Raw genomic sequence first — 19,321 nt, 5'->3', positions numbered from 1 at the left:
GCACATGCGCTGCGACACACTCTGGCACAACGCCAACCTGATGACACTGGACGATGCCAGCGGCGGCCTGGGTATTGTCCGCGATGGCGTGATCGCCGCGCGCGAGGGCCGCATTGTCCACGTTGGCCCCGCAGATGCAGCGCCCGCCTTCGAGGCTGCGCAGCGCATTGACTGCGAAGGCCGCTGGATCAGCCCCGGGTTGATCGACTGCCACACCCACTTGGTCTATGCCGGCAACCGTGCCGGCGAGTTCGAGCAGCGCCTGCGCGGTGTGAGCTATGCCGATATTGCCCGCGCCGGCGGCGGCATTGTCTCCACCGTACGCGCCACCCGCGCTGCCGACGACGAGGCGCTGATCAAGGCCACCCTGCCCCGGCTCGATGCGATGCTGGCCGAAGGCGTCACCACCATCGAGATCAAATCCGGCTACGGTTTGAGCCTGATGGACGAGCGCAAGCAACTGCGCGTCGTCAGCGAACTGGGCACGCTGCGCAAGGTTGAAGTGGTCCCGACCTTCCTCGGCGCGCATGCGGTGCCGCCGGGCCACGAAGCACAGGCCTACATCAACGAAGTGTGCGCGGTGATGATCCCCGCCATCGCCGCCGAAGGGCTGGCCGAAGCGGTTGATGTGTTCTGCGAGAACATCGCCTTCTCCCCGGCGCAGGCGCAGCAGGTATTTGAAGCGGCCAAGCAGCACGGGCTGGCCATCAAGATCCACGCCGAGCAGTTGTCCAACCAGCACGGTGCGGAGTTGGCAGCACGCCACGGCGCGCTGTCGGCTGACCATATCGAACACCTTGATGATGCCGGCATCGCTGCCATGCGCGCGGCCGGCACGGTCGCCGTGCTGTTGCCCGGCGCGTACTACTTCACCCGCGAAACGGTGCAGCCGCCGATCCAGAAGCTGCGTGATGCCGGCGTACCGCTGGCCCTGGCTACCGACAGCAACCCCGGCACCTCGCCACTGACCAGCCCGCTGCTGACCATGAACATGGGCGCGACCCTGTTCCGCCTGACCGTGGACGAATGCATCGCTGGTTTCACCCGCGAAGCCGCGCGTGCGCTGGGCCGCAGCGAACGCATCGGCCGGCTTGCCGCCGGCCTGGAATGCGATCTGGCCATCTGGGACATCGACGCACCGGCCGACCTGGTTTACCGCATCGGCTTCAACCCCCTGCATGCCCGCGTCTGGCGCGGGCAGCCCGCCTGAAACACCGCACTACTGGAGCACACATGAGCACCACCCTCACCCTTCTCCCCGGCCATGTTCCGCTGTCGCAGTGGCGGCAGATCTACCGCGGTGCCAACGTGCAGTTGGACGCCTCGGCACAGGCCGCCGTGCAGCGCAGCGCGCAGGTCGTTGCCGACATCGTCGCCAAGGGCGAGCCGGTGTATGGCATCAACACCGGCTTCGGCAAGCTGGCCAGCGTGCGCATCGAGCGTGAGGACCTGGAAACCCTGCAGCGGAACATCGTGCTGTCGCATGCCGCCGGCGTGGGCGAGCCGATGCCGGCCAATGTCGTCCGCCTGATGATGGCGCTCAAGCTGACCAGCCTTGCCCAGGGTGCCTCGGGCATTCGTCCGCAGACGCTGGCGTTGCTGGAAGCGATGTTGCAGAAGGATGTGGTGCCGGTGGTGCCGTGCCAGGGCTCGGTCGGTGCCTCGGGCGACCTTGCACCGCTGTCACACCTGGCCAGCGTGATGATCGGCGTCGGCGAAGCGTTTGTCGGCGGCGTGCGCATGCCCGCCGCACAGGCGCTGCAGCAGACCGGCCTGGCACCGCTGGTGCTGGGTGCGAAGGAAGGCCTGGCCCTGCTCAACGGCACCCAGTACTCCACCGCTTACGCGCTGGCCGGCCTGTTCGAGATTGAAGTGGTGTTCCAGGCGGCGCTGGTCACCGGCGCGTTGTCGGTGGAAGCGGCCAAGGGTTCGGATACGCCGTTCGACCCGCGCATCCACAGCATCCGTGGCCAGCGTGGACAGATCGCCACCGCCGCCGTGCTGGGCCAGCTGATGAAGGGCTCGGCCATCCGTGAATCGCACCGTGACAACGACGTCCGCGTGCAGGATCCCTACTGCCTGCGCTGCCAGCCGCAGGTGATGGGCGCCGCATTGGACGTCATTCGCCAGGCGGCGACCACGCTGGAAATCGAAGCCAACGGCGTCTCCGACAACCCGCTGGTGTTCACCGATACCGGCGAAGCCCTGAGTGGCGGCAATTTCCACGCCGAGCCGGTGGCCTTTGCCGCCGACATGCTGGCCATGGCGATCTGCGAAATCGGCTCGATCAGCGAGCGCCGCACCGCAATGCTGGTGGACCCGGCGCTGAGCGGCCTGCCTGCGTTCCTGACGCCGAAGCCGGGCCTGAACTCGGGCTTCATGATTCCGCAGGTCACCGCGGCGGCGCTGGTTTCGGAGAACAAGCAGCGCGCCTACCCGGCCAGCGTGGATTCGATTCCGACCTCGGCCAACCAGGAAGACCATGTGTCGATGGCCGCGCACGGCGCGCGTCGTTTGATCGCGATGGCCGAGAACGCCGCCAACGTGATCGGCATTGAACTGCTGGCCGCCGGCCAGGGCTGTGATTTCCACGCGCCGCTGCGTTCGAGCGAAGCACTGGAAGGCGTGCGCGCGACGCTGCGCGCGCAGGTGCCGACGCTGCAAGACGACCGCTACTTCCACCCGGACATGGTTGCCGCCACCGAGCTGGTGCGCAGTGGCGCGCTGGTGAACGGGCTGGGCGTGCAGTTGCCGGGTGTGGATGTGGCTGGCAACGCCTGATTCAAGCCGATGCAGAGCTGTTGGCCAGCGTTGGGGGCTTCTCGCAAAGAGCCCCCTCATCTGCCCTTCGGGCATCTCGCTCCGCGCCCCGGCCCCGCGCAGAGCGCGGTGCGTTCGGACATGCACGAGCCAGTGGCTCGTATGCCGCATGTCCTCACCCCGCACGCGGGAGAAGCGGAGGCTGGCCGCACAGCAATCCGTCAGACCAAGCACAACCCACCGCTAGCCGCGAGCCAATCTCTTCTCCCGCACGCGGGAGAAGAAACCGCACTCCCTCACGCGCCTCACCGTTCACCCCTGTTCCCAGGAATCCACCATGACCACCACGCCTGACTGGCTGCAGATCCATCAAGGGCAAGCGCCGTTGATCGTCAGCTTCCCGCACACCGGCACCGAGCTGCCCGACGAACTGGCGGGCCACTTCGTATCGCCGTGGCTGGCCCGCCGCGATGCCGACTGGTGGGTGCACGATCTCTACGCCTTCGCCGCAAGGGAACTGGGCGCCACCACCGTGCGCACTGCGATTTCGCGTTCGGTGATCGACGTCAACCGCGACCCTTCCGGCGTATCGCTGTATCCGGGCCAGAACACCACCGGCCTGTGCCCGACCACCACCTTCGACAACCAGCCGCTGTATCGCGACGGCCACGCGCCGGACGAGGCGGAAATCGAACGTCGCCGCCAGACCTGGTTCGACCCGTATCACGCCGCGCTTGCCGAGCAGATCGCCCGCCTGCGTGCGCAGCACGACACCGTCGTCGTCTACGACGCACATTCGATCCGCTCCCTGATTCCGCACCTTTTCGACGGCGAGTTGCCGCAGTTCAACATCGGCAGCGCCGGCCCCAGCGGGGCGCCGGACACCTCCTGCGACAACGCGCTCACCGACGTGGTGGAAAACCTGTGTGCGATGAGCGGCATGAGCCATGTGCGCAACGGTCGCTTCAAGGGCGGCTGGATCACCCGCCATTACAGCGACACCGCCGGTGGCGTGCACACCCTGCAGATGGAACTGGGCTGCCGTGGCTACATGCACGAGCCCGCCCCGGCCGATGTGGACGAACACAGCTGGCCCACCCCCTACGACCCCGAACACGCCGCGCCCGTGCGCAACACCTTGCAGCAAGTGCTCGGCGCCTGTCTGGAATTTGCTACCCGGAGAAATGCATGACCCGTCACGACCCGTCCCGCAGCCCGCGCGCGCCGCGCGGCAACACGCTCAACTGCAAGTCCTGGCAGACCGAAGCGCCGTTCCGCATGTTGCAGAACAACCTGGATGCCGAAGTCGCCGAGGATCCGACGTCGCTGGTGGTCTACGGCGGCATCGGTCGCGCCGCGCGCGACTGGGAGAGCTACGACAAGATTCTGGAAACGCTCAAGCGCCTGGACGACAACCAGACCCTGCTGGTGCAGTCCGGCAAGCCGGTCGGCGTGTTCCCCACGCATCCGGATGCGCCGCGCGTGCTGATCGCCAACTCCAACCTGGTGCCGCACTGGGCCAACTGGGAGCACTTCAACGAGCTCGATAAGAAGGGCTTGATGATGTACGGGCAGATGACCGCCGGCAGCTGGATCTACATCGGCAGCCAGGGCATCGTCCAGGGCACCTACGAAACCTTCGTGGAAATGGGCCGCCAGCACTACGGTGGCAGCCTGACCGGCAAGTGGATTCTCACCGCCGGCCTCGGCGGCATGGGCGGCGCACAGCCGCTGGCCGCGTCGCTGGCCGGCGCCAGCAGCCTGACCATCGAATGCCGCCAGAGCAGCATCGATTTCCGCCTGCGTACCCGCTATGTGGACGAACAGGCCACCGACATCGACGACGCGCTGGCACGCATCGCCAAGTACACGGCGAGCGGTGAAGCCAAGTCGATTGCCCTGCTTGGCAACGCCGCCGAGATTCTGCCGGAACTGGTGCGCCGTGGCGTGCGCCCGGACTGCGTCACCGACCAGACCAGTGCGCACGATCCGGTGCACGGCTACCTGCCGCTGGGCTGGACCGTGGAGCAGTGGCTGGCCGAGCAGCAGGCCAACCCGGAGAAGGTGCGCGATGCCGCCAAGGCCGCCATGCGCGTGCATGTGGAAGCGATGCTGGCCTTCCACGCGGCCGGCATCCCGACCGTCGATTACGGCAACAACATCCGCCAGATGGCCTTCGACGAAGGCCTGAAGAACGCGTTCGACTTCCCCGGTTTCGTACCGGCGTATGTGCGGCCGCTGTTCTGCCGCGGCGTCGGCCCGTTCCGCTGGGTGGCACTGAGTGGCGACCCGGAAGACATCTACAAGACCGATGCCAAGGTGAAGGAAATCATCGCCGACGACCCGCACCTGCACCGTTGGCTGGACATGGCGCGCGAGCGCATCAGCTTCCAGGGCCTGCCGGCGCGTATCTGCTGGGTTGGCCTGGGCCTGCGCCACAAGCTGGGCCTGGCCTTCAACGAAATGGTGCGCAACGGCGAACTGAGCGCGCCGGTGGTGATCGGCCGCGATCACCTGGACAGCGGCAGTGTTGCCTCGCCCAACCGCGAGACCGAGTCGATGAAGGACGGTTCGGATGCGGTGTCCGATTGGCCGCTGCTCAACGCCATGTTGAACGTTGCCGGCGGCGCCACCTGGGTGAGCCTGCACCACGGTGGTGGTGTCGGCATGGGCTATTCGCAGCATTCGGGCGTTGTCATTGTCTGTGACGGCAGCGAAGCGGCTGACCAGCGCATCGCCCGCGTACTGTGGAACGACCCGGGCACCGGCGTGATGCGTCATGCCGATGCCGGTTATGACATCGCCCTTGATTGCGCCAGGGAGAAGGGGCTGGATCTGCCGGGCATTCTTGGCTGATTCGTAACCTTTGGCTTAGATGATCGACGGGCAGGTTTTTGACCTGCCCGTTTTTGTTTGTTCGGGGGCTTGCTCCCCCTCTCCCCAACCCCTCTCCCGCCAGGGGAGAGGGGCTTGATGCGCCGCGAGTTGAAGCAATCCTCGCAATTGCAGCTTTGAAGCCCCTCTCCCCTGGCGGGAGAGGGGTTGGGGAGAGGGGCTTGATGCACCGCTAGTTGAGGCAATCTTCGCAATTGCAGCTTTGGAGCCCCTCTCCCCTGGCGGGAGAGGGGTTGGGGAGAGGGGAACGCACTTCGCAGCCAACCCAATCCCGCACGCTTGAAAAGCCTCAAACCCACTTCGGAACACTTCTTGCACAACCCCGGATGACTTCCTCCTCCGCACCGTGCCATGTCCGAAAACGAGCAGGCCGGGGAAAAAACTGAACTCCCCACCGAAAAACGCCTGCGTGATGCGCGGGAACAAGGCAACATCCCGCGCTCCAAGGAGCTGGCCACGGCGGCCGTTTTTACCTCTGCCGTGGTGGCGCTGGCCACCCTTTCCGGGCCGGTCGCCAACGATGCGCGCGAATGGATGAAGGCTGCGCTCCGCCCGGATCCTTCCCTGCTGGACACCCCACAGGCGCTGTTCGGACACGCCGGCTGGCTGTTGTTGAAGCTGATGCTGGCGGTCAGCCCGTTGATCCTGGTGTGCCTGCTCGCCGGCTTCATCGCGCCGGTGCTGATGGGCGGCCTGCGCTTTTCCAACAAGGCATTGATGCCCGATTTCAAGCGCATGAGCCCGATGAGCGGCCTCAAACGCCTGTACGGCAGCGAAGCGGTGGCTGAGCTGGTCAAGTCGATGCTGCGCGTGGCCTTCATCGGCGGCGCCGCCAGCCTGTGCATCTGGCAAGGCATGGACGCACTCCGTGGCCTGCTGCACCAGCCACTTGAGCGCGCGGTCAGCCACGGCCTGTGGTTCACCCTCAAGCTATTGCTGGCCACCGGCGGCGCGCTGGCGCTGCTGGCGGCCATCGATGCGCCGTACCAGAAGTGGAACTGGCTGCGGAAGTTGAAGATGACCCGCGAAGAACTCAAGCGGGAAATGAAGGAAAGCGAGGGCAGCCCCGAGGTCAAGGGCCGCATCCGCCAGATGCAGATGCAGATGTCACAGCGGCGGATGATGGAAGCCGTGCCCACGGCCGACGTGGTGGTGGTCAACCCCACCCACTACGCCGTTGCCCTGAAGTACGAAAGCGGCCGCATGAATGCCCCCACCGTGGTGGCCCGCGGCGTGGACGAAGTGGCCCTGAACATCCGCAAGGTGGCCGACGGCAACAAGGTCGCCATCGTCTCCGCGCCGCCTTTGGCACGCGCCTTGTATCGGGAGAGCCAACTCGGCAAGGAAATCCCCGTGAGACTGTATTCGGCCGTCGCCCAGATCCTGTCCTACGTCTACCAGCTGCGCCAATGGCGGACCGGCCCGATGCCGGCCATGCCCCCGCTGGATGTTGACGAATTCGGCAACGGAGCCACGCCATGAGCACGCAGACCTCGGGCCTCACCGCGCGGCGGATGCTGGACATGCTGCGCCAGGGACTTGGCGCGCCGCTGATCGTGCTGGCACTGCTGGCGATGGTGGTGGTGCCGCTGGCCGCGCCGGTGCTCGATGCGCTATTCACCCTCAACATCGCCATCTCGCTGATGGTGCTGCTGGCGGTGGTCTACGTGAAGCGGCCGCTGGATTTCACCATCTTCCCCATCGTGCTGCTGGTCACCACGATGCTGCGGCTGGCGCTGAACGTGGCCTCCACCCGCGTCATCCTGCTCAACGGCCAGGACGGCCATGACGCCGCCGGCAAGGTGATCGCCGCCTTCGGCGAGTTCGTCATCGGCGGCAACTACGCGGTCGGCATCGTGGTGTTCGCGATCCTGACCATCATCAATTTCGTGGTGATCACCAAGGGTGCCGGGCGCGTGTCGGAAGTGACCGCGCGCTTCATCCTGGACGCCATGCCCGGCAAGCAGATGGCCATCGACGCCGACCTCAACGCCGGTTTGCTGACGCGCGAGGAAGCCAAGGCCCGCCGCGAGGAAGTGCGCGAGGAAGCCGACTTCTACGGTGCAATGGACGGCGCCAGCAAGTTCATCCGCGGCGACGCCATCGCCGGCATCCTGATCCTGTTCATCAACCTGCTCGGCGGCCTGGCCGTGGGTGTGCTGCAGCATGGCATGCCGTTCGGCGATGCCGCGGCCACCTACACCCTGCTGTCCATCGGTGACGGCCTGGTGGCGCAGCTGCCGGCACTGCTGGTCTCCAGCGCCGTGGCCATGCTGGTCACCCGCGCCTCGCGTTCGCAGGACATGGCCCAGGCCATGATGGGCCAGGTGTTCGGCCAGTACCGGGCGCTGGCCATTGCCGCCGGCATCATCGGCCTGGTCGGCCTGGTGCCGGGCATGCCCAATTTCGCCTTCCTGACCCTGGCTTCCATCCTCGGCTTTCTGGCCTGGAAGCTGTGGAAGCGCGAAATGGCCGCGGCCAAGAGCCCGCAGGCCGCTGCTGAAGGAGCCGAATCTGCGATTCCGGGCCTGGCCTCGCCGCCCTCACCCACCGCCGAACTGAGCTGGGACGAACTGCGCCCAGTCGATCCGCTGGGCCTGGAAGTGGGCTACCGGCTGATCCCGCTGGTGGACAAGGCGCAGGGCGGCGAACTGATGGCACGCATCAAGGGTGTGCGCCGCAAGCTCACCCAGGACCTGGGTTTCCTGATCCCGCCGGTCCACATCCGCGACAACCTGGAGCTGTCGGCCACCGCTTACCGCCTGCTGATCCATGGCGTGCCGGTGGCCACCGCCGACATCCACCCCGACCGCGAACTGGCACTGGACCCGGGCAGCGCCATGGGCAAGCTGGAAGGCATTGCTGGCAAGGATCCGGCGTTCGGCCTGGATGCCACCTGGATCCAGCCACATCAACGCGCCCATGCCGAATCGCTGGGCTACACGGTGGTTGATCCGGCCACCGTGGTGGCCACGCATCTGTCGCACCTCATCCGCGAACACGCGCCGGAGCTGCTCGGTCACGAGGAAGTGCAGCAGTTGCTGGCAACCCTGGCCAAGAGCGCGCCCAAGCTGGCCGAGGAGCTCTCGCCCAAGGCGCTGCCGCTGTCCACGGTGTCGCGCGTGCTGCAGAACCTGTTGATCGAACGCATCCCGGTGCGGCAGCTGCGCAAGATCGCCGAAGCCCTGCTGGAAACCGCGCCCGTCACCCAGGACCCGGCCGCGCTGACCGCTGCCGTGCGCACCGCGCTGGGCCGTTTCATCGTGCAGGAGATTGCCGGCACCTCCCCGGAGCTGCCGGTGTTCACCCTCAACCCGCAACTGGAACGGGTCTTGCAGGAGTCAACGCAAGGCAATGGTGCCGCACTGGAACCCGGTCTCGCCGAACGCCTCCATCAGAGTCTTGCCGATTGCGTCGGCAAGCAGGAGGCCCGCAACGAGCCCGCGGTGGTGCTGGTACCGGCGCCGGTCCGCGCCGCGCTGGCGCGCCTGGTCCGCCACAGCGTTCCCTCGCTGTCGGTCCTGGCCTACAGCGAGGTACCGGAAGACAAGCGGCTGAAGCTGGTCGGCACGATCAGCTGAGGCCGCCCGGAAGCCCGCGCCGCCCCCGGCGCAGGTGACGGAAAACAGACACCTGAGCAACCCATCAGAAACCCCGCACGAAGGAGCACGCCACGCCATGCAGGACACCGCCATCGCCAACGCCGCTGCTTCGGGCCAGCCCCACGCCCGGTACCAGAACATGAAGATCAAACGTTTCGTCGCCGCCGACATGCGCACCGCCATGAACCTGGTGCGCAAGGAGCACGGGCCGGATGCGGTCATCCTTTCCAATCGCCGCATCGAGGAAGGTGTCGAGATCGTGGCGGCCGCCCATTACGACGAAACCGCCGTACAGCAGGCACTGCAGGCCAGCCGCCCGCCGGCGCCGGCACCGTCGAAGCCACGCAGCGCCGCCGAGGCGATCATGGCGGCGATGACCCGTCGCAAGGCGCCGGAACCGGCACCGGAGCCAGTCACCGCCACCACCTCGGCCGTGGCCGCGCTGGCACGCTCGGCGGTCGGTGCCACGGGGCGCTCCATCGACAGCAGCATTGAACTGGCACCCGGCAGCCGCTTTGCGTCGCTGCTCAAGCGCCCGTCGGCCGAGGACATGCCGCCGCAGATCGAAATGCAGCGCTTCGCCACCCTGCCAGCCAGCGCCGACGAACCGCCGGTGGTGCCGGTTTTCCGTCCCGCCGGCAGCACGCCGGTCAACCTGCCCGCACCGCAGTTGCCGGAAGCGCCCAGCGAACGCCCGGTGGAACGCGCGCGTTTCAGCATTGATCCGCCGCAGCTTGATGACGCGCCCGTGGCAGCGGTGATGCCGCAGGCCACGTTCGCTCCGGCATCGGCCGCCGCGCCGGCCCAGGAGGCCGCTCCGGTGGTCGCCGCCGTTGCTGCGCCCGCCGCTGCCGTGGACGCCACACCCGCCACCGCAGCACCGGCAATTGCCCCGGTGGTCAGCACCGCCAGCAATGAGCGCGAGCTCAACCAGCTGCGTCAGGAAGTGGTGGGCATGCGCCAGATGATCGAGCGCGAGATGAACCGCTTCACCGACGAACGCCTGCGTGGCAGCGCGGTGCGTGGCAATGCGCTGGACCTGATGGACGAATACGGCTTCGACGCCGGCCTGTCGCGTGATGTGGTCATGCAGATCCCGGCCGATACCGACCCGGCCCGCGCCCGTGGCCTGATGCTGGGGCTGATTTCCCGCAAGCTGCCGGTGGCGCCCATTGACCCCATCGAAACCGGCGGCGTGATCGCCCTGGTCGGCCCCACCGGCGCCGGCAAGACCACCACCATCGCCAAGCTGGCCTCGCGCTTTGCCGAAGCCCATGCCGCCCGCGACGTGGCCCTGGTGACCACCGACACCCAGCGCATCGGTGCCCGCGAACAGTTGTACGGCTTCGGCCGTCAGTTGGGCATTGCCGTGCACGAAGCCAACAGCAGCACCAACCTCAACCAGCTGCTGGAGCGCCTGGCCGACTACAAGCTGGTGCTGATTGATACCGCCGGCCTGGGCCAGCGCGACCGCGCGCTCACCGCGCAGCTGCAGTGGCTGCGTGCCGCCGGCCAGATCCGCACCCTGCTGGTGCTGCCGGCCAACACCTCCTTCCAGGACATGGACGAAGTGGTGCGCCGCTTCAGCGCCGCCAACCCGCAGGGGCTGGTGCTGACCAAGCTGGACGAGACCGGCCGCTTCGGTTCGGCCCTGTCGGTGGCCGTGGACCACCGCCTGCCGATCACCTGGGTGACCGACGGCCAGGACGTGCCGGAAGACCTGCACCGCGCCTCGGCGGCCAATCTTGTACTTCGCCTTGAAGATTTGCGGCGCGCGGCCGATATGCCCTGCAATCCGGAGTTGAACAATGCAGTCGCGTGAGTACGCCAAGCTGACCCATACCTTCCCGCTGTCGGCCACCCGGCGCGATCCGGCGGGCCCGGTGCGGACCATCGCCGTCACCGGCGGCAAGGGTGGCGTGGGTAAAACGAATGTCTCGGCCAACCTGGCCGTGGCACTGGCAGGCATGGGCAAACGCACGCTGCTGCTGGACGCCGACCTGGGCCTGGCCAATATCGACGTGGTGCTGGGCCTGCACCCCAAGCACACCCTGGCCGACCTGGTCGCCGGGCGCTGCACGCTGGAGGAAGTCATCGTCGAAGGCCCCAACGGCGTGCTGGTGGTGCCGGCCGCATCGGGCCGCCGGCACATGGCCGAGCTGCAACCGGCCGAGCACGTCGGCCTGGTCAACGTGTTCTCCGAGCTGGAACGCGACCTGGACGTGATGATCATCGACACCGCCGCCGGCATCACCGACAGCGTGTTGACGTTCTGCCAGGCCGCGCAGGACACCGTGGTGGTGGTCTGCGACGAACCGGCCTCCATCACCGACGCCTACGCGCTGATCAAGGTGCTCTCGCGCGAACGCGGGGTGGACCGTATCCAGGTGGTGGCCAACATGGCCCGCGACCCGAACGAAGGCCGCGCCCTGTACGAAAAACTGGTGCGGGTCTGCGAGAAGTTCCTGATCGATGTCTCACTCAACTACCTGGGCTGCGTGCCGCAGGACGACTGGCTGCGCCTGTCGGTGCAGCGCCAGCAGCCGGTGGTGAAGCTCTATCCGTCCGCGCCGGCGTCGCTGGCGATCCAGGAGATCGCCCGCCGCACCGCCCGCTGGCACGCCCCCACCGCACCGCGCGGTGGCGTCGAATTCTTTCTGGAACGCATCCTCCAGCAGAAGGTGAGCGCATGAATGCCGCAGCCCATGCCCAGTACCGCGAAGTCCAGCGCGCCGCTGCCAATGACTGCATCACCCGCCACGCCGACCTGGTGCGCCGCATCGCCCACCACCTGGCCGCGCGCCTGCCGGCAAGCGTGGAGGTTGATGACCTGATCCAGGCCGGCATGATGGGCTTGATCGAAGCGTCGCGCAGCTATGACGCCGAACAGGGCGCCTCGTTCGAGACCTACGCTTCCATCCGCATCCGTGGCTCGATGATCGACGAGATCCGTCGCGGCGACTGGGTACCGCGCTCGGTGCACCGCCGCGCCCGCGATGCCGCGGCCACCATCCGTCGCCTCGAGCAGGCCAGCGGCCGCGCCGCCAGCGCCAGCGAAGTGGCCGAGGCCATGGAGCTGCCGCTACCCGAATACATGCGCCTGGTCGAGGATGCCTCGCGTGGCCAGGTGTTGAGCCTGGAATCGCGCATCGAAGACCACGGCGAGCTGGACACGCCCTCCACCGGCGGGCCGACCCCGCAGCAGGTGCTTGAGCGCAGCCAGTTCGGCGCCGAGCTGGGCAAGGCCATCGCCCTGCTGCCCGAGCGCGAACAGCTGGTGCTCTCGCTCTACTACGAGCAGGAATTGAACCTGAAGGAAATCGGCGCGGTGCTCGGCGTAAGCGAGTCACGCGTCTGCCAGATCCACGGCCAGGCCACGCTCCGCCTGCGCGGCCGGCTGAAGATTTTCGAGGCCGCTGACGCCGGCCTCGAGGAACCATGAAGAGGAACAACCCTTGAACAAGAACATGCGCATCCTGATCGTTGACGACTTCTCGACGATGCGTCGCATCGTCAAGAACCTGCTTGGCGATCTGGGCTTCACCAATACCGCCGAAGCCGAGGACGGGCATGCCGCGCTGGCCCTGCTGCAGAGCCAGCCGTTTGATTTCGTGGTCACCGACTGGAACATGCCGGTGATGACCGGCATCGAGCTGCTCAAGGCCATCCGCGCCGACGGCAAGCTCAAGACCCTGCCGGTGCTGATGGTCACCGCCGAGGCCAAGCGTGAGCAGATCATCGAGGCCGCCCAGTGCGGTGTGAACGGCTACATCATCAAGCCCTTCACCGCGCAGACGCTGGAAGAAAAGCTCGGCAAGATTTTTGAACGCCTGGCTGCGAGCGCCTGATGGACGCGCACGCCGAAGCATTGAGCGACAAATCGGCCCTGGTGCAGCGCCTGCAGGATGCGTTGGCCGCACTGGAAAACGGTGACGAAGCCAGCTGGCGTCGGGAAATCGACGCCCTGGCCGCATTGCGTACCCAGCCGATGATGGCCGGGCTCGGCCGTCTGGCCCGCGAACTGGGCCAGGCCCTGGGTGAACTGCCCAGCGTGCCGTCCGATGCCGGCGAGCTGGACGATGCCTGCGCACGCCTGGACCATGTCGTGCAGATGACCGAACAGGCCACCCATCGCACCCTGGACCTGGCCGAGGAATGCCGTGCGCTCACCGAGCAGCTGCGTGCCGAAGGCCTCAGCCCCGACCAAGACCACCTGCTGGACCGCATCCGCCACAACCTCACCGAAGTGGCGCTCACCCAGAGCTACCAGGACCTCACCGGCCAGATCATCCGCCGCGTGGTCGGCATCGTGCGTCGCGTGCATGAGGGTTTCGGCGCACTCGGCCTGCCACCACCGGAAGAAGAAGTACGCACTCCCGGCTTGGCCGGGCCAGCGCTGAAAGGTTTGGACCGCCATGCCGTCTCCCAGCACGACGCCGACGATCTGCTGTCGGACCTGGGGCTGTAAGCCATGAGCGCCTTTGCCGACGACATCGCCGCCGATTTCATCCTCGAAGCGCAGGAGATCCTCGATCGGCTGGGCGAACAACTGGTGACGCTGGAGCAGGCGCCGCAGGACGCTGACCAGCTCAACGCGGTGTTCCGTGGTTTCCACACGCTCAAGGGCGGCGCCGGTTTTCTGGCGATCACGCCCATGGTCGAACTGTGCCACGCCGCTGAAGAAGCGCTGGGCATGGCGCGTGCAGGCAAGGCCGAATTGCTGGCGCATCACTTTGATGCCGCCCAGCAATCGCTGGATTGGCTGCAGTCAATGCTGGATGCGGTGTCCAGCGGCACTGATCCCGAACACGCACCGGCAACGCTGATTGCGCAGTTCGATGTCAGCGCCGCGCCGGTTGCCGTGGTGGCGCCGGCCAGCACCGGCGGCGAGCTGATCAGCGAAGACGAATTTGAAGCCCTGCTCGACCAGTTGCATGGCGCCGCTGCACCGGGCACGACACCCCACGTGCCAGCAAAGGCCGATGACACGCTCATCAGCGAAGACGAGTTCGAGGCCCTGCTCGACCAACTGCACGGTGGCGCTGCGCCCGGCGCGGTGACAGTGGCACCTGCACCGGCTGTGGCCAAGGCGCCGGCCGTCACGCCTGCGCCAGCGCCCGCGCGTCCTGCAGCGGCCAAGCCCGGCCCGGCAAAAGCCGCCGAACCCGAGCAGACCGTGCGCGTGGACACCAAACGGCTGGATGCCATCGTCAACCTGATCGGCGAGCTGGTGCTCTCGCGCAACCGCCTCAAGACCCTGCGTACCCGCTTGAAGGATGAGGAGCTTGATCGCGCGGTTTCCACCTTGGATATCGCCACCGCGCGCCTGCAATCGGCGGTGATGCGCACGCGCATGCAGCCGGTGGGCAAGGTGTTCTCACGCTTCCCGAAAGTTGCCCGCGACGTCGCCCGTTCGTTGCAGAAGGAAGTGGACCTGGAACTGATCGGCGCGGACACCGAACTGGACCGCAACCTGGTCGAGGCCCTGGCCGACCCGCTAGTGCACCTGGTGCGCAATGCCATCGACCACGGCGTGGAAAAGCCCGACCTGCGCGAAGCCCAGGGCAAGCCACGCATGGGCCGCGTGCGGCTTTCCGCACAGCAGGAAGGTGATTACGTCAGCATCGAAGTGCAGGACGATGGCGCCGGCATCGACCCGGAGCGGCTGCGCGCCAAGGCCCGCGAAAAGGGCTTGATCGACCCCGAAGCTGCCGCCCGCCTGAGCAGCGAGGAATGCCTGCATCTGGTGTTCCTGCCGGGTTTCTCGACCAAGCAGCAGGTCACCGACATTTCCGGGCGCGGCGTCGGCATGGACGTGGTGCAGTCGCGCATCCGCGAACTCAGCGGGCAGATCCAGATCCAGTCCGAACTGGGCCGGGGCAGCCGCTTTTTGATCCGCGTACCGCTCACCCTGGCGATCCTGCCCACCCTGCTGGTGCAGGCCGGCGAGGACGTCTATGCCCTGCCCCTGGCACGCGTGATGGAAGTGCTGCACGCGCCGGCCACATCGCTGGGCTGGTTCGACGGCCGTGCGGTACTCGACCGCAGGACCCACACGCTGGCACTGCTGGACCTGCGCCAGTGGCTGGGCGTCACCCCGCTGCCGACGACGTTGTTGACCATCGTCGTGCTGCAGATGGGTGAAACCCGTTTCGGCCTGGTCGTGGACCAGGTGCGAGGCCGCGAAGAGGTGGTCATCAAGCCCCTGCCGCGTGCGTTGCGCGGCCTCAAGGGCTATGCCGGCGCCACCCTGATCGGCGACGGCCGCATGGCGCTGATTCTGGATGTGGATGGCTTACGTGGAGTGCAGGGGTAAGCAATGCAGACGCAAGCCGCCTGCAATCTCGCGATCCCGCTAGTCCCCTCTCCCGCCTGCGGGAGAGGGCGGCCCTGCGAAGACGGGGCGGGTGAGGGGCGCTTTTAGGTTCTGAAGCGGAAGCGCCCTCACCCCAACCCCTCTCCCGCACGCGGGAGAGGGGCTAAAGCACAAGCCCAGAACGTCCGTTCCCGCCCCGCCCATTCAAGACCACACGCACCAGGCCGATATCCAACACCATGGACCGACTCAGCATCATTGGACTTTTCCTCGCCCTGCTCTCACTGGTGGGCGGCAGCATCCTCAAGGGTGCCGGCCTGTCCTCGCTGTGGTCACCGGCAGCGTTCGTGATTGTCATCGTCGGCACGATTGCAGCCATCCTATTGCACACCTCGCCTGCGGTGTTCAAACACGCCTTCAAGATCGTGCGCTGGGTGGTCAAGCCGCCGGCCAGTGACCGCCGCGCGCTGATCCAGCAGATCGTGGACTGGAGCAACATCGCCCGTCGCCAGGGCCTGCTCGGTCTGGAGCCGCAGGTGGACATGCAGGACGATCCGTTCATCCGCAAAGGCCTGCAGCTGGTGGTCGATGGCGTGGAGCCGGACACCATCCGTCACATGATGGAAATCGAACTCGGCAGCCAGGAGCAGCAGGATCTGGCCGCCACCAAGGTCTTTGAAGGCATGGGTATCTACGCACCCACGCTGGGCATCATCGGCGCCGTGCTCGGCCTGATCGCGGTGATGAAGAACCTGGCCGACCCCAGCAAACTCGGCCACGGCATCGCCGCCGCGTTCACCGCCACCATCTACGGCATCGCCTCGGCCAACCTGCTGTTCCTGCCGGTGTCGGCCAAGCTCAAGAGCGTGATCGCACACAGCACCCGCGAGCGCGAGATGGTCATCGAAGGGCTGATCGCCATTGCTCAGGGCGAGAACCCACGCAACATCGAAAACAGCCTCGCCGGGTTCGTGAACTGAGCCATGGCACGTCGCAAGCACCACGAAGAGCACGCCAATCACGAGGCATGGGCCATCCCCTATGCCGATCTGATGACGCTGCTGCTCGCCTTCTTCGTGGTCATGTACGCCATCTCCTCGCTCAACGAGGGCAAGTACCGGGTGATGGCCGATTCCCTTTCCACGGCCTTCGGCGGCGCACCGCGCACCATCACCCAGGTGCAGGTCGGCAACATGCAGATCCAGGGCGGTGGCCACGACACCCCGTCGGTGATCCGCTCGCCCAGCATGACCGGCGGCGCGCTGTCCGATCCCACCCAGCTGCCATCGATGGCATCGCACATGCGCCTGCCGGTGTCCGCGCACAACCAGGAGCAACTGCGCCGCGCCGAGCGCCAGTTGAACCAGATTGCCGACCGCCTGAGCTCGGCGCTGGCGCCGTTGGTCAAGCAGGGCGTAATCACCGTGCGCCGCACCGAGCTGTGGCTGGAAGTGGAAATCAACAGCGACATCCTTTTCAGCACCGGCTCGGCAGCACTCGATGCGGGCGCACGCGACACCCTGGGCAAGCTGGCCGACGTGCTGCTTGATGCACCCAACGGCGTTCGCGTCGAAGGCCACACCGACAACCTCCCCATCGCCACCGCGCAGTTCCCCTCCAACTGGGAGTTGTCTGCCGGCCGTGCAGCCAGCGTGGTGCATCTGTTTGCCGACCACGGCGTGCAGCCGGCGCGGTTGGCGATGGTCGGCTATGGCGAGTTCCGCCCGCGCGAAAGCAACGACCTGCCGGAAGGCCGCAACCGCAACCGGCGGGTGATGGTCATCATCCTGGCCGACTCGGCTGCGGCCGCCGACCTGCCGGGTGCGGGCACCACCACCGCCAGCACCGACGGCACCGATACCCCCCGCAGCGACGGCACCACCGCTGCCGCCGCCTCGGTGCCTGCTGTCATCGAAGGAGTTCACTGATGCGTATCTGGGCCATTGCCAACCAGAAAGGTGGCGTCGGCAAGACCACCACCACCCTGTCGCTGGGACGCGGCCTGGCCGCGCGCGGACACACGGTGCTGTTGATCGATTTGGACCCGCATTCCTCGCTCACCCGCGCCTTCGGCGTGCCGCTTGAGCCCGTGCCGCAGGGCGTGCAGGAGCTGTTCGCCACGCCGCCGCATGAGATCTCCGAGCTGGCGCAAGCCAGCAATATTCCGGGGCTGGATTACCTCTGCGCGCAAGCCTCACTGGCCACGCTGGAACGCCGCAGCGCCAACCAGCCCGGGCTGGGCCTGGCCCTGCAACAGGCGTTTGCACGCCACGGCCAACGTCACGACTACATCCTGCTGGACTGTGCGCCCACGCTTGGCCTGTTGATGATCAACGCGCTGGCCGCTGCTGATCGGCTGATCATCCCCACCCAGGCCGAACCGCTTGCACTGCATGGCCTTGACGGCATGGTGCGCACCGGCGAAATGGTGGAACGCTCGCGCAAACGTGCATTGCCGATCTCGGTATTGCCCACCCTGTTCGACCGGCGCACCCGTGCTGGCAACGAATCGCTCAAGCTGATGCAGGAGCGTCACGGCAGCCGCGTGTGGGAAGACGCCATTCCCGTCGATACCCGCATCAGCCATGCAGCCGGGCTCACCCAGCCGATGCAGGGCGACGACTATCCCGGACGCGGCCATGCCGCCTACCGCCGCGCGCTGGACTGGATTCTCGGCGAGGACAGGCGCGTGCTGGCACAGGAGGCCGCATGACCAGCGTCGGCGCCCTGGACGACTATCTCGACGAGCTGCTGGCCGATGCCACGCCGGCAGTGGCATCGCCGCCAACGGCAGCCAACGTGCCGGCGCCTGCTGCGGAGATACCTGGTGACAGCCCCGAGCTCGAAGCTGCATTCGAGGAAGCGCTGGCAGCCCTGCAGGCGGCGCGCGTCTCCGGGGACGACATCGCTCCCGCCAGCGCAGCCTGCACGCCGTCATCGCCAACCCTTGCAACCGTGGAAGCGGACGCCGAACCCACATGGGATGACGTGCCGCCCGAACTTCCGGCAGCACCGGCACAGGACATTTCAGGCCAGGCCACGGAGCCGACCTGGGATGACCTTCCCGATGAAGTCATCTACGAAACAGATCCGGCGGAGAGCGCCAGGCTGGCGCATGCCGACAGCCCCGCGCTGGAGAGTGCCTTTGACCTGGCCGCCGGCATCGCCCCCGTCGCACGCGCGTCGATGCCCCCGTCAGTCCCCGCTGCCGCAGACCACACACCGCCGGCCCCTGCCCGGCCAAACACCTGGCAGGAACTGCAGGCACAGGCACGGCAGCCGGGCAACGCGCCGCAGAACCGTCGCGCCAGCGAACGCGCTTCGCGCTGGCTGCGCCTGCGCTGCGGCCCACAGACCTATGCGTTGGAGCTGCTCAAAGTCCAGGAAGTGGTATTGCCGGTGCCACTGCTTGCACTGCGCGGCACGGGTGTGTCGATGCTCGGCATCATGAACCTGCGCGGCCAGGTGGTGCCGGTGATGGACCTGTGCCTGCACCTGGGTGTCGCCACCCCGCCGGAGGACACGCAGACCCGCATCGTGGTGCTCGAAGAGAATGGCGAAGTGCTGGGCCTGCGTGTATCGGCGGTGGAAGATGTCGCCAACCTCACCGACTCCCAGATCGAACCCCCGGACACGGCCCGCATCTGTCAGATATCCAACGAGCTGTTCCGCGGCATCGCCCGCGTCGGCAGCCAACCGATGATCCTGCTCGATGCCACCCGCCTGCTCCAGTAGGAGCGCCTTCAGG

16 protein-coding genes are annotated in these 19,321 nt (G+C 66.9%); all 16 read left to right on the top strand.

What is annotated here, in order from left to right; translation table 11 throughout:
* Positions 1 to 4 precede the first annotated feature (4 nt).
* The 16 genes from hutI (at position 5) to ACVOLO_RS11720 (ending at position 19,308) form a co-directional block, all read left to right on the top strand.
* Complete coding sequence (hutI, locus tag ACVOLO_RS11795; RefSeq protein WP_481570486.1) at positions 5 to 1,210, top strand: imidazolonepropionase; 1,206 nt, start codon at positions 5 to 7, stop codon at positions 1,208 to 1,210.
* Positions 1,211 to 1,233: 23 nt separating this feature from the next.
* The gene (gene hutH / locus ACVOLO_RS11790; RefSeq protein WP_481570485.1) at positions 1,234 to 2,781 is read left to right on the top strand and encodes a histidine ammonia-lyase; all 1,548 of its coding nucleotides are present in this window, start codon (positions 1,234 to 1,236) and stop codon (positions 2,779 to 2,781) included.
* Positions 2,782 to 3,097: 316 nt separating this feature from the next.
* Positions 3,098 to 3,952, top strand: a complete 855-nt coding sequence (gene hutG, locus ACVOLO_RS11785) for an N-formylglutamate deformylase (protein WP_481570483.1) — start codon at positions 3,098 to 3,100, stop codon at positions 3,950 to 3,952.
* Positions 3,949 to 5,616, top strand: a complete 1,668-nt coding sequence (gene hutU, locus ACVOLO_RS11780) for a urocanate hydratase (RefSeq protein ID WP_481570482.1) — start codon at positions 3,949 to 3,951, stop codon at positions 5,614 to 5,616. The genes hutG and hutU overlap by 4 nt, the downstream gene beginning before the upstream one ends.
* Positions 5,617 to 6,006: 390 nt before the next feature.
* Positions 6,007 to 7,137 carry a flagellar biosynthesis protein FlhB gene (gene flhB, locus ACVOLO_RS11775; protein ID WP_481570481.1) on the top strand — a complete coding sequence of 377 codons (1,131 nt, stop codon included), beginning with the start codon at positions 6,007 to 6,009 and terminating at the stop codon, positions 7,135 to 7,137.
* The gene (gene flhA / locus ACVOLO_RS11770) at positions 7,134 to 9,236 is read left to right on the top strand and encodes a flagellar biosynthesis protein FlhA (RefSeq protein WP_481570480.1); all 2,103 of its coding nucleotides are present in this window, start codon (positions 7,134 to 7,136) and stop codon (positions 9,234 to 9,236) included. The genes flhB and flhA overlap by 4 nt, the downstream gene beginning before the upstream one ends.
* Before the next feature lie 160 nt (positions 9,237 to 9,396).
* The gene (gene flhF / locus ACVOLO_RS11765) at positions 9,397 to 11,079 is read left to right on the top strand and encodes a flagellar biosynthesis GTPase FlhF (protein ID WP_481570524.1); all 1,683 of its coding nucleotides are present in this window, start codon (positions 9,397 to 9,399) and stop codon (positions 11,077 to 11,079) included.
* Positions 11,066 to 11,950 (top strand): MinD/ParA family protein, encoded by an 885-nt coding sequence (locus tag ACVOLO_RS11760; protein ID WP_481570479.1) that lies wholly within the window; start codon positions 11,066 to 11,068, stop codon positions 11,948 to 11,950. The genes flhF and ACVOLO_RS11760 overlap by 14 nt, the downstream gene beginning before the upstream one ends.
* Complete coding sequence (locus ACVOLO_RS11755; RefSeq protein WP_481570478.1) at positions 11,947 to 12,699, top strand: RNA polymerase sigma factor FliA; 753 nt, start codon at positions 11,947 to 11,949, stop codon at positions 12,697 to 12,699. The genes ACVOLO_RS11760 and ACVOLO_RS11755 overlap by 4 nt, the downstream gene beginning before the upstream one ends.
* A 13-nt stretch (positions 12,700 to 12,712) precedes the next feature.
* Positions 12,713 to 13,105, top strand: a complete 393-nt coding sequence (gene cheY, locus ACVOLO_RS11750) for a chemotaxis response regulator CheY (protein WP_481570477.1) — start codon at positions 12,713 to 12,715, stop codon at positions 13,103 to 13,105.
* Entirely contained in the window at positions 13,105 to 13,725 is a 621-nt protein-coding gene (locus tag ACVOLO_RS11745) for a protein phosphatase CheZ (protein ID WP_481570476.1), read from the top strand. The genes cheY and ACVOLO_RS11745 overlap by 1 nt, the downstream gene beginning before the upstream one ends.
* Before the next feature lie 3 nt (positions 13,726 to 13,728).
* Complete coding sequence (locus tag ACVOLO_RS11740; RefSeq protein ID WP_481570475.1) at positions 13,729 to 15,573, top strand: chemotaxis protein CheA; 1,845 nt, start codon at positions 13,729 to 13,731, stop codon at positions 15,571 to 15,573.
* 239 nt (positions 15,574 to 15,812) lie between these two features.
* The gene (locus ACVOLO_RS11735; protein ID WP_481570474.1) at positions 15,813 to 16,553 is read left to right on the top strand and encodes a flagellar motor protein; all 741 of its coding nucleotides are present in this window, start codon (positions 15,813 to 15,815) and stop codon (positions 16,551 to 16,553) included.
* Positions 16,554 to 16,556: 3 nt separating this feature from the next.
* Positions 16,557 to 17,501: a flagellar motor protein MotD gene (gene motD, locus ACVOLO_RS11730; RefSeq protein WP_481570473.1), complete on the top strand. Its 945-nt coding sequence runs from the start codon at positions 16,557 to 16,559 to the stop codon at positions 17,499 to 17,501.
* Entirely contained in the window at positions 17,501 to 18,286 is a 786-nt protein-coding gene (locus tag ACVOLO_RS11725; protein WP_481570472.1) for a ParA family protein, read from the top strand. The genes motD and ACVOLO_RS11725 overlap by 1 nt, the downstream gene beginning before the upstream one ends.
* On the top strand, positions 18,283 to 19,308 hold the full coding sequence (locus ACVOLO_RS11720) for a chemotaxis protein CheW (protein WP_481570471.1): 1,026 nt from the start codon (positions 18,283 to 18,285) through the stop codon (positions 19,306 to 19,308). Before ACVOLO_RS11725 ends, ACVOLO_RS11720 begins: the two co-directional genes overlap by 4 nt.
* Positions 19,309 to 19,321 lie beyond the last annotated feature (13 nt).

The sequence above is a fragment of the Stenotrophomonas sp. STEN056 genome, from assembly GCF_056759635.1.
This window is presented reverse-complemented; position numbering and strand designations above follow the sequence as displayed.

Excerpts from the sequence above, each read along its gene's own strand:
- motD (WP_481570473.1), top strand. The coding sequence starts at position 16,557 with ATGGCACGTCGCAAGCACCACGAAGAGCACGCCAATCACGAGGCATGG.
- flhF (WP_481570524.1), top strand. The coding sequence starts at position 9,397 with ATGAAGATCAAACGTTTCGTCGCCGCCGACATGCGCACCGCCATGAAC.
- hutU (WP_481570482.1), top strand. The coding sequence starts at position 3,949 with ATGACCCGTCACGACCCGTCCCGCAGCCCGCGCGCGCCGCGCGGCAAC.
- ACVOLO_RS11755 (WP_481570478.1), top strand. The coding sequence starts at position 11,947 with ATGAATGCCGCAGCCCATGCCCAGTACCGCGAAGTCCAGCGCGCCGCT.
- ACVOLO_RS11725 (WP_481570472.1), top strand. The coding sequence starts at position 17,501 with ATGCGTATCTGGGCCATTGCCAACCAGAAAGGTGGCGTCGGCAAGACC.
- ACVOLO_RS11720 (WP_481570471.1), top strand. The coding sequence starts at position 18,283 with ATGACCAGCGTCGGCGCCCTGGACGACTATCTCGACGAGCTGCTGGCC.
- hutG (WP_481570483.1), top strand. The coding sequence starts at position 3,098 with ATGACCACCACGCCTGACTGGCTGCAGATCCATCAAGGGCAAGCGCCG.
- hutH (WP_481570485.1), top strand. The coding sequence starts at position 1,234 with ATGAGCACCACCCTCACCCTTCTCCCCGGCCATGTTCCGCTGTCGCAG.
- flhB (WP_481570481.1), top strand. The coding sequence starts at position 6,007 with ATGTCCGAAAACGAGCAGGCCGGGGAAAAAACTGAACTCCCCACCGAA.
- ACVOLO_RS11735 (WP_481570474.1), top strand. The coding sequence starts at position 15,813 with ATGGACCGACTCAGCATCATTGGACTTTTCCTCGCCCTGCTCTCACTG.
- hutI (WP_481570486.1), top strand. The coding sequence starts at position 5 with ATGCGCTGCGACACACTCTGGCACAACGCCAACCTGATGACACTGGAC.
- ACVOLO_RS11740 (WP_481570475.1), top strand. The coding sequence starts at position 13,729 with ATGAGCGCCTTTGCCGACGACATCGCCGCCGATTTCATCCTCGAAGCG.
- ACVOLO_RS11760 (WP_481570479.1), top strand. The coding sequence starts at position 11,066 with ATGCAGTCGCGTGAGTACGCCAAGCTGACCCATACCTTCCCGCTGTCG.
- flhA (WP_481570480.1), top strand. The coding sequence starts at position 7,134 with ATGAGCACGCAGACCTCGGGCCTCACCGCGCGGCGGATGCTGGACATG.
- ACVOLO_RS11745 (WP_481570476.1), top strand. The coding sequence starts at position 13,105 with ATGGACGCGCACGCCGAAGCATTGAGCGACAAATCGGCCCTGGTGCAG.